Source organism: Streptomyces sp. NPDC096310 (assembly GCF_044763125.1).
Classification (GTDB): domain Bacteria; phylum Actinomycetota; class Actinomycetes; order Streptomycetales; family Streptomycetaceae; genus Streptomyces.
Genome location: NZ_JBIWFO010000009.1, coordinates 65,874 through 81,033, shown reverse-complemented (window position 1 = coordinate 81,033; position 15,160 = coordinate 65,874). Strand labels below are relative to the sequence as shown.

The window sequence follows — 15,160 nt, the reverse complement described above, 5'->3', positions numbered from 1 at the left end:
GCGGTGCGGTGGTCAGGAGTGCCGGAGCCGGAGGTTGCCCAGCGGGTCGACGGTGGCCGACCAGTGCGGTGGTACGAGCACGGTGGTGTCGTCCTGCTCGATCACGGCCGGTCCCGTGAGGGTGTTCCCGGTGCGCAGTCCGTCGCGCCGGTGGACGTCGGCGGTGACGCGCTCTCCGGCGAGCAGGACGGTACGGGTGCCGGCCCGCGCGGGCGGCGGGTCGCCCGCGGCGGCCTCGGCGGGGGCGGTGGCGAGGTCGGGGCCCGCGGCGCTGATGGCGAGCCGCGCGGTGCCGAGCCGGACGGCGGCGGTGGCGTCGCGGAAGCCGTAGAGCCGTTCGTGTTCCTGGTGGAACGCCTCGGTGAGGGCGGCCAGGGTCAGCTCGCCGGACAGCTCCACGCGCAGCTCGTACGCCTGCCCGGTGTAGCTCATGTCGGCGGCCAGGGTGAGGACGGGCGGCGCGGTCGCCGGGCCCTGCTCGGCGAGCCAGGTACGGGCCCGTTCCGCCAGTCCGGCGAGGATGTCGCGGAGCGCGGCGACGGTGGCGTCGTCAAGGTCGCGGCGCAGGCTGCGGGCGAAGTCGCGGCGCAGGTCGGCGCCGACCGCGCCGAGCGCGCAGAAGGTGGCGGCGGCGGGCGGGACGACGATATCGCGGATGCCGACCTCCTCGGCGAGCACGGCCGCGTGGGTGGGGCCCGCGCCGCCGAACGGGACGAGGGTGAACTCGGCGGGGTCGAGGCCGCGTCCGGCGAGGGTCTTCTGGAGTTCGACGGCCATGCCCGCGGTGGCGACCCGCAGCGCGCCGTCGGCCGCCCGGTCGGCCGCGGCGCCGGGGTCGGCGGTGGCGAATCCGAGTTCGTCGCCGACCAGGCCGAGGGCGCGGGCGGCGGCGGGCGCGTCGAGGGTCATCCGGCCGCCGAGGAAGGTGGCGGGGTCGATGACGCCGGTGTGCAGATAGCAGTCGGTGACGGTGGGGCGGGTGCCGCCGCGGCCGTAGGCGACGGGCCCGGGGTCGGCCCCGGCGCTCGACGGGCCGACCTTGAGGGCCCCGTACGTGTCGGCCCGTACGACCGAACCGCCGCCCGCGCCGATGGCGTTGACCGCGACGACGGGCAGGATCAGCGGGAGTCCGCCGATGGTGGTGTGGGTGGCGAATTCCGGTTCGCCGTCCACGGCGACGGCGATATCGCTGCTGGTGCCGCCCATGTCGAAGGTGACGAGCCGGCTGATCCCGGCGGCGCGGCCGAGCCGGGTCGCGGCGGTGACGCCGGCGGCCGGTCCCGACAGGACGGTCTCGATGGGGCGCTCGGCGGCCGAACGCAGGCTGAGCGAGCCGCCGTTGGACGCGGCGATGTAGACGGGCGCGGTGACGCCGAGGCCGTCGAGGAGCGCTTCGAGCCGGTCGAAATAGCGGCGCATCAGCGGCTGGATGTACACGTTGAGGCAAGTGACGAGGGCGCGTTCGAACTCGCGGACCTCGGGCCAGATCGCGGCCGACGAGGTGAGCGGCAGCCCGGGGACGAGCGCGGCGAGCCGGCGGGTGACCTCCGCCTCGAAGGCGGGATCGGTGTGACCGTGCAGCACGAGTACGGCGGCGGCCTCGGCGTCCGTGGCGCGCAGTTCCTCGGCGACCCGGGCGAGTTCACGGTCGTCGGGGACACGTACGGGGCGGCCGTCCGGGCCGAGCCGGGCGGGGATCTCGACGATCCGGTCCCGGGGGACCAGCGGCTCCTCCTTGGCCGCGTGCAGGTCGAAGGAGGACGGCATGCGGCTGCGGCCGATCTCCAGGATGTCCCGGTAGCCCTCGGTGACGACCAGGGCGATCCGGGCGCCGCGCCGCTGGATGATCGCGTTCAGCCCGATGGTGGTGCCATGGGTGACGGCGGCGAGATCGCCGGGGTTCAGTCCGGCCCGGTCGAGGACGGCGGCGAGTCCGTCGGCGACGGCGCGCGCCGGGTCGCCGGGGGTGCTGGGCTCCTTGTGGTGGAGGAGGGTGCCTCGGTCGCCGGGCACGGCGAGGACGAAGTCGGTGAACGTGCCGCCCACATCGATGCCGACGCGGGCGCGGGGGCGGGCGGGTCCACCCGCTGCGGCGGTGGGGTCAGCGGGCACGGTCAGAGCACCTCCGAGAAGTTGGTGAACCGGTCGACGGCCACCAGGACGAGCACGCTGACGAGCATCAGGAGCGTGGAGACGGCGGCCACCGACGGGTCGAGCTGGAACTGGACCGCCGAGAAGATACGGACCGGCACGGTGGTGGTGTTGGAGCCGGAGACCAGCGCGGAGACCGCGACCTCGCCGAGCGAGGTGACGGCGGCGAAGACCGCTCCGGCGAGGATGCCGGGGCGCAGCAGCGGCAGGGTGACGGTGAGGAAGGTACGGGCCCGCCCGGCGCCGAGCGTGGCCGCCGCGCGTTCCAGAGTCGGGTCGAGGGCCTGGGCGCTGACCATCACCGTACGGATGACGAAGGGCAGGGCGACCAGGGAGTGCGCCAGCCAGAGCCCGGGGAGGGTGTTGACCAGGCCGAGGCCCTGGAAGTAGTAGAGCAGGCCGAGACCGATGATGATCTCGGGGACCATCAGCGGAGCGAGGGCGAGCCCGGAGAGCAGGCCGCGGCCGGGGAAGTCGCCGCGGACCAGGCCATAGGCGGCGAGCGTGCCGATGGTCACGGTGGTGAGGACGACGAGCAGCACCAGGACCCCGCTGAGCCGGAAGGAGACCAGCCAGTCCGGGGAGGACAGCACCTCGGAGTACCAGCGCAGGGAGAGTCCGCTGGGCGGGAAGCTCAGGGAGCTGGTGGAGTTGAGGGAGCTGAGCGCCAGGACCGCGAGCGGTGCCAGCAGGAAGAGGAAGACGGCGACGGCGGGCAGCGCCACGGCGGTCCGTCCGGCGCGGCGCAGCAGGACGGAGCCCCGGCCGGCGCCGTTGCGCGACGGCGGTCCTGCCGTGGCGGGCGGGCCCCCCTTCGTGGGCGCGGCGCTCTTCGCGGCGGTCCGCACGGACCGGTCGGCGGCGGGGTGGTCGTGCGCGGGGTCGACGGCCGGGTCAGCCATGGAGTCTCCGTTCCCAGAAGCGGAATCCGGTGCCGAGGGCGGAGACGCCCACCAGGGTCAGCAGGAGCAGCGTGAGGCTGAGCGCCGCCGCCACCGGGTAGTCGAAGACGCTGGTGATCTGGCTGTAGACGCGCAGCCCGGCGAGCGGCTGGTTGGCGCCGCCGACCAGCAGCGGGGTGATGTAGATGCCCATGGCCAGCGGGAAGACGACGGTGGCGCCCACCGCGATGCCGGGCAGGCTGAGCGGCAGCGTGACCTTCCAGAAGGTGCGTACGGGCCCGGCGCCCAGGCTCCGCGAGGCGCGGGCCAGGTTGTCGTCGATACCGCCGAGCGCGGTCGTCAGCGGCAGGATCGCGAACGGCAGCAGGACATGGGTGACGGAGACGACGACCACGGCATAGCTGGTCAGCAGGGACGCGGGCTGGTCCAGGATGCCGAGGCCGACGAGGGTCCGGTTCACCACGCCGTTGGCGGAGAAGAGCACGACCCAGCCGTAGCTGCGGACGACCACGCTGGTGAGCAGCGGGGAGACGACCGCGACGAAGAGCAGGGTGCGGACGACTCCCTTGCGGGCACGGGCCAGCGCGTACGCGGCGGGGAAGCCGAGCAGCACGCACAAGGCCGTGACCAGCAGCGAGGTGAGCAGGCTCTGCCACAGGGACTCGGAGAAGAACGCCTCGGTGAAGACCCTGTGGTACTGCGTGAACGAGTAGCCGTCGAGCGGATAGCCGTTGGCGTCCGAGGGGTGGAAGCTGAGCGCGAGGACGCGCACGAGCGGGATCACGAACAGGGCCAGCAGGAAGACCACGACCGGCGTGACGGGCAGCAGCCCGCGCAGCCGGCGCGGCGCGCGGGCGGCGGGCGCGCTCATCCGGGCGTCGCCTCCTTCGTGGCGGCGTCCCCGGCGGCCGGGGCGGCGTCTCCGGTGACCGGAGTGTCGTCCCCGCCGGCCGGGGCGGTACCCCCGCCGGCCGTTCCGCCCGCTCCCCCGGCCCCGCCGTCCTGTGCGGGTCCGAGGACGATGACATCGGCCGCGGACCAGCCGAAGGCGACGCGGGCGCCGACGGCCGGGGGTTCCTCGGCCGTCCTGGCGTTGACCGCGACGCCCTCGGCCACGACGATCTGTGCCTGCCACGCCTCCCCGGTGAACGCCCGGTAGCCGACGATCCCGGAGCCGCGCTCGGCCCCGGCCGACCCACCGGCGCCGCTGTCACCGCCGGCCTCGGCGGCGCGGACGGTGACGCGTTCCGGGCGTACGGCGAGGGTGACCGGCTCCCCGTCGGGCAGCGTGGCCAGTCCGGAGTCCAGCCGTGCCCCGCCCAGGTGGAGCGTTCCGTCAAGGGCGCCGGTGCCCTGAAGGATGTTGGCCGCGCCGATGAACTCGGCGACGAAGCGGGTCGCGGGCGTCCGGTACACCTCGGTGGGGGTGCCGAGTTGTTCGACCCGGCCGCCGTTCATCACGGCGATCCGGTCCGAGAGCGACATCGCCTCTTCCTGGTCGTGCGTGACGAAGACCATGGTGATGCCGAGGCGCTGCTGGAGCTCCCGCAGCTCCACCCGCATCTCGCGGCGCAGTTTGGCGTCCAGGTTGGACAGCGGCTCGTCGAGCAGCAGTACCGCGGGCCGGGTGGCCAGCGCGCGGGCCACGGCGACCCGCTGCTGCTGGCCGCCGGAGAGCTGCTTGGGCCTGCGGTCCGCGTACGCCTCCAGGCCGACGAGGCGCAGCGCCTCGGCGACGCGTTCGTCCCGCTCGGCGCGCTCGGTGCGGCGCACCTTGAGTCCGTACGCGACATTCCCGGCGACGGTCATGTGCGGGAAGAGCGCGTAGTTCTGGAAGACCAGTCCGAGCCCCCGGCGGTGTGTGGGGACGTCGGTGAGGTCGGTGCCGTCCAGGGTGATCCGGCCGGCGGTGGGGCGGACGAACCCCGCCAGGCTGTTGAGGAGGGTCGTCTTGCCGCAGCCGCTGGGGCCGAGGACGGACAGGAACTCGCCGCGCCGGATCGAGAGCCGGTCGACGTCGAGGATGCGCTGCCCCTCGTACCCGGCGGCCAGGCCCTCGATGTCGATGTGCGCGGCGGTCCCGCCGTCGGTGTCGTGCCGGTTGCCGGTCACTTGAAGATCTGATTCCACCGCTGCTGCCATTCGTTCAGCTTGGGGGTCGCCGTCTTGTAGTCGACCCAGGTGAAGGTCTTGTAGACGGCCTCGCCGTACTTGACCTTGTCCTTGAAACCGGGGCTGTAGTCGATGGTGTCGTTGCCCGCGCCGTAGAAGGTGCCCTCGGCGAAGGGCTTCTGGTGCTGGGCGGCGCTCAGGTAGTTCAGGAAGGTGTAGGCGGCCTTGGTGTGCGCGCTGCCCTTGGGTACGTAGTACGAGGTCAGCGCGCCGACGGCGCCGGAGGCCGGGTAGCTGAAGCCGATCGGCTGCCCCTCCTGCGCCATGGCGAAGGCGCGGCCGTCCCAGAAGGGCACGATCCAGGCGTCGCCGTTCTGCAGGACGGTGGAGACGGAGCCCGCGTCCGCCGGGTACGCCGAGACGCAGCCCTTGAGCGCGGCGAGCTTCGTGAACGCCTTGTCGACAGCGGCGGGGTCGGAGAGCTTGCCGCCGTCCTGGGAGACCAGCGCGGAGAAGAACTCCAGGCCCGCGTTGTAGGTCAGCGGGGGCAGCGCGACATGGCCGCAGTACTTCTTGTCGAAGATGTCGGTCCAGTCCCGAGGCGCCTGCTTGATCTTGTCGGTGCGGTACAGCAGCCCGTTGGAGCCGGTGGTCAGCGGTACGCCGTAGGAGGCGCCGTCGACCGTGGACTGCTGGGTGAGCACCGGGTCGAGCTGCTTCCAGTTCTTGAGGTCGCCGGTCTTGAGCGGCTGGAGGAGACCGCCGCCGACGGCCTGGTGCAGGGAGCCGGGGGTGAGGGCGACGACATCGAACGGCGCGTCCTTGCCGCCCGCGGCGCGGAGCTTGGTGAGCCAGGCGGAGTCGGCGCCGTAGACGAGGTTCACCTTGATGCCGGTGTCCTTCTCGAACGGTGCGACGAAGGACTTCTTGAACAGCTCACCCCAGGGGCCGGCGAACGCGGTGACGGTGATCTGCTCCCCCTTGGAGCCGGATCCGCCGTCACCGGAGCCGCCGGTGTCCACACCGCACCCGGCGACGGCGGCGAGGACCGTGACGGCCGAGGCGAGGGCCAGGAGGGAGCGTCGCCCGCGAGGGCGTGACAGGGCAGGTCTCATGAGGGTGGAGGCTCCTCGGTGCGGGGTGGCGTCGTACGGCGCGCCGGCCCGTGGGTGATGGTTCGCCGGCCGCTCGTCGAGCGGGGGCCGCTGGTCGGGGCAGCGTGACGACGCTCTGTGAGGCACCGCGTCCACTGTCATCCTGTGCTCCCGTCCCAGGTACTGGACCTGGCTGACAGGTCCGCGCTTGCTCCCGGCACATCGGTGTGCGCGTGGAGCCGTGTCATCACCCGGGGCACCCCACCGCAGAAGGAGGGTTGCCGCCCAGCAAGCCGGGGCTTGTCGCTGGGACTCGTGACATCGAGAAACGTAACACCCCGTGGCGGCGATCTGAAGACACGATGGATCACATGAACATCACACCTGGATCACAGGGCAGGCGGATCGCGTAAGACCGATACCGGCCAAAAGTGCTGCTCACCGATGGCGGACGGCGACCCAGGAGGACTCCTTGACAGGGCCCGGGGCGGTGCCGACGATGAAGCGATCTTCCCAGCCGTCGCCGAAGCGGGAGCCGTCCGTCATGTTGTCGCTGCACGCTCATGACCTGCACGCTCCACCCCCCGGACCGTCGGGGCACCTGTCGATGGGCAGCGCCGGCGGGGTCCGTGCGCCCCTGGTCCCCGACAGCCGCAGGATCCTGCGGGGCGGGGTCCCCTGGCTGCCGGTGATGGCGGAATTCCACTTCAGCCGCTACCCCGCCGCCGAGTGGCGCGAGGAGCTGCTGAAGATCCGGGCCGGCGGGATCGACACCGTGGCCACGTATCTCTTCTGGAACCAGCACGAGGAGAGCCGCGGGACGTTCCGTTTCGACGACGGCCTCGATCTGCGCCGCTTCGTCCGGCTCTGCGGCGGCCTCGGCCTCTCCGTCGCCGTACGCGTCGGCCCCTGGTCGCACGGCGAGTGCCGGGGCGGCGGCTTCCCGGACTGGCTCGACGGCGCCGGCTGCGTCCCGCGCACGGACGATCCGGCCTATCTGGCGCTCGTCGAGCGGTACTTCGCGCGGATCGGCCGGGAGCTGCGGGGCCTGTCGTACGACGAGGGCGGCCCCGTCGTCGCCGTACAGATCGAGAACGAGCTGTACGACGCGCCCGCGCACCTCGCGACGCTGCGCCGCCTCGCGGAGGCCGCGGGGATCGCCGCCCCCCTGTGGACCGCCACCGGGTGGGACGCCGCCGATCTTCCGCGCGATGTCCTGCTGCCGGTGTACGGCGGCTACCCGGAGGCGTTCTGGGCGGAGGCGCACGACGGGTGGGCGCGGGAGATGCGCCGCCACTACTTCTTCACCCCGGTCAGGGACGATCCCGCCATCGGCGCCGATCTGCGTCCCGCGACCCGGGCGAGCCACGGGGTGCCGGACGACCGGCGCTATCCGTACCTCACCTGTGAACTCGGCTCCGGTATGGCCGTCGCGTATCACCGGCGGCCCCTGGTGCGGACCGAGGATGTCTCCGCGCTGGCGCTGGCCAAGCTCGGCAGCGGCTCGGTCTGGCAGGGGTACTACCTGTACCACGGCTGCTCCCAGCGGCTGGATCTCGCGCTGCCCAACCAGGAGTCCCACGCCACCGGTTACCCCAACGACCTGCCGTCGGTCAGCTACGACTTCCAGGCGCCGATAGGCGAGTACGGCCAGGTGCGCCCCTCGTTCCACGCGCTGCGCGCGCAGCATCTGCTGATCCGGGACTCGGGGGCGCGGCTCGCGGACATGCCGCTGCGGCTGCCCGACGGAGGCCCGGACGGCCTCGACGACCGGTCCACGCTGCGCTGGGCGGTGCGCTCCAGCGGTGGGGAGGGCTTCCTCTTCGTCAACAACCATCAGCCCCACGAACCCCTCCCCGACCATCGCGGGGTCCGCTTCCATGTCGCACTGGACGGCGGTACGTACCGGGTACCGGCCACGCCGGTGACCGTGCCGGGCGGTGCGCACTTCGTCTGGCCCCTCGGGTACGAGGCGGGGCCCGGTGTCCGGCTCGACTGGGTGAGCGCGCAGCCGTTGGCCCGGCTGGAGATCGACGGGGTGCCGACCGCGGTGTTCGCGGCGACGGCGGGGATCACCCCGCAGCTCTCGCCGGCGCCGGGGTCCGTGGTGTCGGGCGGGACGGCGCTCGCCACGCGGGACGGCCGGACGGTGGTGGAGGTTCCCGCGCCCGGGACGGACGCGGTGGTGACGGTCGCCGGGTCCGAGGGGCCGGTCCGGCTGCTCTTCCTCACCGAGGAGCAGGGGCGCCGGCTCCAGCGGGTGCGGATCTGGGGTGCGGAGCGGCTGGTGCTCTGTGACGACGCCGTGCTGGCCGACGGCGGCGAACTGCGCGTGCTCACCGAGGCGGAGACCGTCTCCCTCTCCCTGGCGCCCGCGACCGCCGCCGGACTCCGTACCCCCGCGGACGGTACGACGGGGCTCTCCGGCCCTCGCGCCGACGGCGTCTTCACCACCTGGACGGCATCGGGGGCGGCCGGGGGCGGGGCCGCCGCCGTGGAGTGCGTACGCGCCGATGCCGTGGCGCCGCCCGCCCGGGACGGCGGCCCGCACCACCGGGCCTCGGCGCCGGTGGACGCCGACTTCGCGGAGGCGGCGGTCCACCGGATCGCCGTCCCTCGCGCGGTGTTCGACGAGGGCGGGGAGGTGCTGCTGCGACTCACGTACACCGGTGACGTGGCCCGCGCCTTCATCGGCGGCCGGCTCGTCGCCGACCACTTCTGGTACGGCCCGGTGTGGGAGATCGGGCTGCGCCGGCACGCCGCGGAGGCCGTCGAGCACGGTGTCGAGATCCGGGTGCTGCCCCTGGGCCGCGACGACGGGGTGTACGTGGACGCGTCGGTACGGGAGGGTCTGGCGGCGGCCAGGACCCGGGCGTCGGTGGACTCCGCGGCGTTCGTCCCGGTCCGCCGGGTCCGGCTGCGTACGACGGAGGACCCGGACCCTTCGGGCGCAGGCTACTTCGGCGCGTAGACGACGCCGAGCTTGTCGATCTCCTCCCCGGAGCGGCCGGTGAAGCCGACGATCCGCCATCCCGACGGCGCCGTGTAGGTCACCGCGTCCGAGGTGGCGGTGCCCGCCGCGACGGTACGGCCCCGGTCCGTGGTGAACGCGGCGGAGAAGATCCGCGTACGGCCGTCCTTCTGGCCCTGGGTCAGCCTGACCGAGGTGAGGTGTTCGCCCGCGGCCAGCGTGAGCGAGGACGCGGTGCCGCCCGCGCCGCCGTGGCTCAGCACCGTACCGCCGTCGAGGGTGAGGTCGAGGCCGTCGAGCCGGGCTCCGCCGCGCAGGGTGAGGGTGCGGGGCGCGGGGGTGGCCGGAAGGGCGCGGGCGTCGTTGAACGCGGCGCCGTGCGGGCCGCCGAAGAAGTCGGAGGCGCGCCGGTTCGCGGGCCGCGACCAGGCGAGGTCGACGGCGTGGGGGTAGTGGTCGGAGAGGTGCTTGCCCGCGCCGTCGAGGAACGCGCGCCACGCGTTGGTGTAGGCGGTGGCGTCGAGACCTACCAGCGGGCCGCTCCGGTAGAGGACCTTGTCGACGACCTCGCAGCTCTGCGTGGGGGCGACGGTGTCGCAGACCAGCGCGTCGCTGCCGAGGGCCGGGGCGGAGCCGCCGCGTACCAGCTTCACCCAGGCGTCGGTGAGGCCGTTCTCCGAGACGAGGGTGCGGATGTTGTCACCGGTGCGGGTGTAGCGGGTGTTGGTGTCGCCCATGACGATGACGGCGTTGCCCTCGCTGGACGTCCGGATGAAGGACGAGAGCTGGACGATGTTGGCGCGCCGGGCGGCCAGTGCGGCATCCGTCGTGTCGGCGTTGGTGTGGACGTTGTAGAGGTCCACGAACACGCCCTCGGCGAGCCGGACCCGGGCGAGGGAGAAGCCCTTGGGGGTGAGGCAGTCGGTGCCCGTGCAGTCGTTCCAGCGGACCCGCTCGAAGTCCTCGAAGGGGTGGTCGGAGAGGGTGTTGAGGCCGTCGCCGAAGGCGGCGCCGCCGCTGGTGGCGGTGCGATGGGGGTGGGTGTCGTTGGCGTACAGCGAGGCGTGGTAGTTGAAGTCCTCCTGGACGTTGACGATGCCGTACGGGCCCAGGCGCTGCCCGATGAGCGGGGTGTTGGTCTCGGGGTCGCCCTGCCCGAGGCCGAGCGGCAGCCCGGCGATGTTGTACGTGAGGACCTTCAGCGTGCCGGAGTCGGCCGCCGGGGCCGCGACGGCGGGCGTGGCCGGGGTGACGGCGAGGCCGGTCAACGCCAGCGCGCCGGCGGCGAGGACGCCGACCAGTCTCCGTATCGGAGTTCGCATGGGGGCCTTTCCTGGAGGTGAGAAAGGTGCGGGGAAGGTACTGCGGAAGGTCATCATGTACGGTCAAGTCGCCTGCCGCACAAGGGCAGTTGCCAAACCGGGCAGGCGGAGCGGCGCGACGCGTCATCCTGCCGTGCGGCGGCCGCCCGCCGATCATCCCCGGATCGCCCACTGTTCATGTTTCACCCGGAACCTCTCTGTCACAACGGCAACAACCGGACACAGGAGTCTCCATGGGACACGGGCACCACCACCCTCACACGCACTCCCACGCGCAGGACACGGGCACGGCGCTGCCGCCCGCGCTCGACACCTCGGTGCCCGACGAAGCCCTCGCCCCCGCCCAGCTCTCCCGCCGCTCGATGCTCCGCAGGACGGGGCTGCTGGGCGCCGGGCTCGCGGCGGGCAGCGTGGCGGGCGGCGCGGTGGCCGGCTCCCCCGCGTACGCCACGGGCCGGGGCGGACCGGGCAACTCCGGTACGAACCGCACAGGCGGCTTCCTGTGGCTGGCCGGTGACCACCACATCCACACGCAGTACAGCAGCGACGGCAAGTACCGGGTCGTCGACCAGGTGCGGCAGGGCGCCAGGCACGGCCTGGACTGGATGGTCATCACCGACCACGGCTCCGGGACGCACGCCAAGATCGGGGTGGAGAAGGTCAACCCGGACATCAAGGAGGCCCGTGCCGCGTACGACGACACGCTGGTCTTCCAGGGTCTGGAGTGGAACATCCCGGCCGCCGAGCACGGCACGGTCTTCGTCCACCCGGGCCGTAACGAGGTCGCCGTCCTCAAGGAGTTCGAGACCTCCTTCGACGGCTCGGTGCGCGGGGCCGGTGACTCCACGCCGGCCAACGAGGCGCTGGCCATCGCCGGTCTCTCGTTCCTCTCCGAGCAGGTCGAGCGGCGCAAGGTGCAGGATGCCCTGATGCTCGCCAACCACCCGTCGCGCAAGGGCATCGACTCCCCGCACGAGATCCGCGCCTGGCGCGACGCCACACCCCGGAGCCACCAGATCGCCGTCGGGTTCGAGGGCGCGCCGGGCCACCAGGCCGCGGGGCTCCCGGCGCCGACCGGGATGGGCCGCGCGCGGGGAATCTACGACGGCAGCCCGGGCGCGGGCTCCTTCCCCGGCTACCCGCTGGAGAGCTACCGCACGTGGGGCGGGTTCGACTGGATGACCGCCACGGTGGGCGGTCTGTGGGACAGCCTGCTCGCCGAGGGCCGGCCGTGGTGGATCACCGCCAACTCGGACTCGCACAACGTGTACGCGGACACCGCGAAGCGCGGCGGCCCCGACTCCGACTTCACGGCCAACGGCAAGCACACCGACCCGGTCTACCGGGGCGGACTCGACCTCACCGAGGGCGACTTCTGGCCGGGCCAGTACAGCCGTACGCACGTGGGCTCCGACGGCTTCTCGTACGCGGCGGTCATGGACGGCATCCGCGCCGGACGCGTCTGGGTGGACCACGGCGGGCTGATCAGCGGCCTGGACGCCCGGGTCGCGGGCGGCGGGCGCTGGGCCACACTGGGCGGCGCCCTGCACGTACGGCGCGGTACGAACGTGACGCTGACGGTCGACATCGCGCTCGCGGGGGCCGCGAACTGGGCGCAGTTCGTGCCGAAGCTGGCCCGGGTGGACGTGATCCAGGGCGATGTGACGGGCGAGGTGAAGGACAAGGACACGTTCACCGCGCCGACCGCCAAGGTCGTCTCGTCGTACGACGTCGACAAGTCGACCGGCACGGTCCGGCTCACCTACTCCCTGGGCCGGGTGGACCGGCCGCTCTACGTCCGGCTGCGCGGTACGGACGGCAACCGCACCGCCGTCGGCGCGCGGGGTGCCGCCGTCGACCCGGCGGGGCCCGCGCTCGACGTCGTCGGTGACGCCGACCCGTGGCGCGACCTCTGGTTCTACTCGAACCCGATCTGGGTGCTGCCCGCATGACAGCGGCGACCGTGATCGGGGTCGACGCGGCCACGGTGATCGGGGTCGACGGGGCCACGGCCGTTCTGGGCGACGCCGATCACCTGGCCCGGGTGCTCGTCGGTGAACTGGCCCTGCCGGGGACCGCGTCGGTCGGTACCCACGTGGTGCGGAGCGGGCGGCCGCATCTGGCGCTCTCGCTCACGCTGCCGGACGCGGCCACGGCCGCCGAGGTGTGGCGGGCGCTGACCGTGCGCTCGGCGCCGGAACCGGTCGGGCTCGCCTTCGGTGAGCGGCGCCACGGCCCGGCCGAGCTGTCCGAGGGTGCGGCGCACGCGGTGGCCGAGCGGACGGAACGCGGCGCGGGCCGGGCGGTGCTCTTCCCCGGCGCCGGCGCGCTCACCGGCACGGTGGAGGTGGGCGAACTGCTCGCGGCGTCCGCGGTGGACGAGGTGGCGCTGCTCGGCGCCGCCGGGCCGCCGGACGGCGAGCGCCGGATCCTGACCCGGGACCATCTCCGGCCCGAGTGGCGGGAGGGGCGGCTGGTGCTGACGGTGATGGAGGCGGCGGGCGGGGTCCTGGTCCCCTTCGAGGTGCCGGACCCGACCCCCTGCTGCGCCGACCACTGAGGCGTCAGCCGACCGAGCGGCGCGTGCGCGGGCGCGGGCGGGGGAGATCGCTCTCCGCGCCCGCGCTCAGCCGGTCCGGTACAGGCCGGCGAGGAGTTCGATCACGACCCGGGTGGCGGGGTGGGGCACGTCCCGCCACCAGGCGAGTCGTCGGGGGACCGTCACCCGCCCGAGCGGCGACGGGCGGCGCCGCGGAGACCCCCGTGCGCGTCGGCGGCCTCGGGTAGCGGCGGCGCGGACGTCTCCTTCCCGGAGGCGCCGGTGGTGGTCGCCTCCTCGGGTACGGGCTCGGTCCCCTCCGGGGTGCCCCTGGCGCCGGTGTGGTGGAAGAGCAGGTTGAGGAGGAACGCCGTGAGCGTGGCGCTGGTGATGGCGCTGCCGGCGATGATCTGGAACCAGTCCGGGAAGGCGTGGTAGATCGTCGGAGCCGCGACCGGGAGCATGCCGACGCCGATGGAGACGGCCACGATCAGCAGGTTGTCCGTGCCGTCGAACGGCACCTTGCGCAAGGTGTTGATGCCCACGGCCGTGACGGTGGCGAACATGACCAGCCCGGCCGCGCCGACCACCGGGCCCGGCAGGGAGGCGACGACCTCGCCGAGCTTGGGAACGAGGCCCAGCAGGATCAGGATGGCCCCGGCGACGGCGGCGACGTAACGGCTGCGGACCCTGGTCATGCCGACCAGCCCCACGTTCTGTGCGAAGACGGTGTCCAGGAAGCCGTTCATGACCCCGCCGAGCACACCGGACACCCCGTCGGCGGCCAGCCCTTTCGCCAGGTCGCGGGAGCTGAGCGGGCGGCCCGTCATCTCCCCGACGGCGAGCATGTCCGCGGTCGACTCAGTGAACGTGACCAGCATCACCACGCACATCGAGATGACGGCCGCGACCGGGAACTCGGGGGCACCGAAGTGGAAGGGCGCGGCCACCCCGAACCAGTCGGCGTCCCCGACGGTGGAGAAGTCGGTCAGGCCCATGAACACCGCGACGGCCGTGCCGCCGACCAGGCCGAGCAACACGCCCAACTGGGCGAGAAAGCCCCGGCCGAAGCGGCCGACCAGCACGATGAACAGGACGATCCCGCCCGCCAGCGCGAGCCGGCCGGGCGCGGCGTAGTCCGGGGCGGCCGGGTCCTGACCCGCTATCAGGCCGGCGGCGACCCCTATCAGCGAGAGCCCGATGACGGTGATCACGGAGCCGCTGACCAGGGGCGGGAAGAACCGTACGGCGCGGGCGAAGGGCACGGCGACCAGCAGGCCGAAGACCCCTGCGGCGATCATCGACCCGTACACGGCCTGCAGTCCGTACTCGCCCGCTATCAGGATCATCGGGGTGACGGCGGTGAACGTGGCGCCCGCGACGACCGGCAGCCGTACACCGAGGATCCGGCCGACGCCGAGCGCCTGGAGCAGCGTGATCACCCCGGCCACCAGCAGATCCGCGTTGATCAGCAGTCCGATGGTGGACGTGTCGAGCTTCGCGGCCGCGCCGAAGACCAGCGGCACGGTCACACAGCCCGTGTACATCACCAGGACGTGCTGGAGGCCGAGCAGCCCCAGCCGGCCGGGCGGCGGCATCCGGTCGACGGGATGCGGGGACGGAACGGTTCCCTGGGTCACGGGTGCCTCCGGAGTGAAGGGTGGCGGGGCCAGCAGCGAGTCAACTTTCTGTTGAATTCGTTTCCCGCACATTGCCACCCCTCTACGGCGCTGTTGCGTAGGGCCGCTCCCCTCTGGCCGGATCGGCGAGCGGCCCTACCCTGGCCAGGAGGGCCCGCAGCGCCTTGACGACCTCGGCCGGGGCCTCCTCGGCCATGAAGTGGCCCGGGGAGACGGAGGAGCGGGGTGGCGCAGGGCCTTCTCCCGCTCGCGCTGCCGTCTCCGCGCCTCGGTGCGGACGGGCGGGCAGCGGGCTGCCCTGTCTCGGCCCGGTGGCCCGCCATCTCGGTGACCTCGCTCTCGCGTGCGGGGAGCGTGAGCGGGCGGCGGACCACTACCGGCGGGCGCTGGCGGTCGCGCGGCGGACCGGCGCACCGCACTGGGCCGCGG

At 73.2% G+C, this 15,160-nt stretch carries 10 protein-coding genes and 1 riboswitch; of the genes, 3 read left to right on the top strand and 7 right to left on the bottom strand.

Going from position 1 to position 15,160, the window contains the following annotated elements; translation table 11 throughout:
* Positions 1 to 12: 12 nt before the first annotated feature.
* The 5 genes from ACIQ7D_RS19255 to ACIQ7D_RS19235 are packed head-to-tail and all read right to left on the bottom strand — an operon-like array spanning position 13 to position 6,280.
* Positions 13 to 2,112, bottom strand: a complete 2,100-nt coding sequence (locus tag ACIQ7D_RS19255; protein WP_403938992.1) for a hydantoinase/oxoprolinase family protein — start codon at positions 2,110 to 2,112, stop codon at positions 13 to 15.
* A gap of 2 nt (positions 2,113 to 2,114) precedes the next feature.
* On the bottom strand, positions 2,115 to 3,053 hold the full coding sequence (locus ACIQ7D_RS19250; protein WP_403938989.1) for an ABC transporter permease: 939 nt from the start codon (positions 3,051 to 3,053) through the stop codon (positions 2,115 to 2,117).
* Positions 3,046 to 3,924 (bottom strand): ABC transporter permease, encoded by an 879-nt coding sequence (locus ACIQ7D_RS19245; protein WP_403938987.1) that lies wholly within the window; start codon positions 3,922 to 3,924, stop codon positions 3,046 to 3,048. Before ACIQ7D_RS19245 ends, ACIQ7D_RS19250 begins: the two co-directional genes overlap by 8 nt.
* Entirely contained in the window at positions 3,921 to 5,195 is a 1,275-nt protein-coding gene (locus ACIQ7D_RS19240) for an ABC transporter ATP-binding protein (protein ID WP_403938984.1), read from the bottom strand. The genes ACIQ7D_RS19245 and ACIQ7D_RS19240 overlap by 4 nt, the downstream gene beginning before the upstream one ends.
* Positions 5,162 to 6,280: a PotD/PotF family extracellular solute-binding protein gene (locus tag ACIQ7D_RS19235; protein WP_403938982.1), complete on the bottom strand. Its 1,119-nt coding sequence runs from the start codon at positions 6,278 to 6,280 to the stop codon at positions 5,162 to 5,164. Before ACIQ7D_RS19235 ends, ACIQ7D_RS19240 begins: the two co-directional genes overlap by 34 nt.
* A 178-nt stretch (positions 6,281 to 6,458) precedes the next feature.
* A riboswitch (SAM riboswitch) is annotated at positions 6,459 to 6,580 on the bottom strand.
* 223 nt (positions 6,581 to 6,803) lie between these two features.
* Here ACIQ7D_RS19235 and ACIQ7D_RS19230 point away from each other — a divergent pair.
* Positions 6,804 to 9,230 carry a beta-galactosidase gene (locus tag ACIQ7D_RS19230; protein ID WP_403938981.1) on the top strand — a complete coding sequence of 809 codons (2,427 nt, stop codon included), beginning with the start codon at positions 6,804 to 6,806 and terminating at the stop codon, positions 9,228 to 9,230.
* Here ACIQ7D_RS19230 and ACIQ7D_RS19225 read toward each other — a convergent pair.
* A complete protein-coding gene (locus ACIQ7D_RS19225; protein ID WP_403939302.1) occupies positions 9,215 to 10,540 on the bottom strand; it encodes a jacalin-like lectin in 1,326 nt (441 codons plus the stop codon). The genes ACIQ7D_RS19230 and ACIQ7D_RS19225 overlap by 16 nt on opposite strands.
* 245 nt (positions 10,541 to 10,785) lie before the next feature.
* Here ACIQ7D_RS19225 and ACIQ7D_RS19220 point away from each other — a divergent pair, with 245 nt between their 5' ends.
* Both ACIQ7D_RS19220 and ACIQ7D_RS19215 read left to right on the top strand, forming a co-directional pair.
* Complete coding sequence (locus ACIQ7D_RS19220) at positions 10,786 to 12,504, top strand: PHP domain-containing protein (RefSeq protein WP_403938979.1); 1,719 nt, start codon at positions 10,786 to 10,788, stop codon at positions 12,502 to 12,504.
* Positions 12,501 to 13,112, top strand: a complete 612-nt coding sequence (locus ACIQ7D_RS19215; RefSeq protein ID WP_403938977.1) for a hypothetical protein — start codon at positions 12,501 to 12,503, stop codon at positions 13,110 to 13,112. The genes ACIQ7D_RS19220 and ACIQ7D_RS19215 overlap by 4 nt, the downstream gene beginning before the upstream one ends.
* Positions 13,113 to 13,273: 161 nt before the next feature.
* On the opposite strand, the gene ACIQ7D_RS19210 is transcribed toward ACIQ7D_RS19215, so the two are convergent.
* On the bottom strand, positions 13,274 to 14,689 hold the full coding sequence (locus ACIQ7D_RS19210) for a nucleobase:cation symporter-2 family protein (protein ID WP_403939300.1): 1,416 nt from the start codon (positions 14,687 to 14,689) through the stop codon (positions 13,274 to 13,276).
* Positions 14,690 to 15,160: the final 471 nt, after the last annotated feature.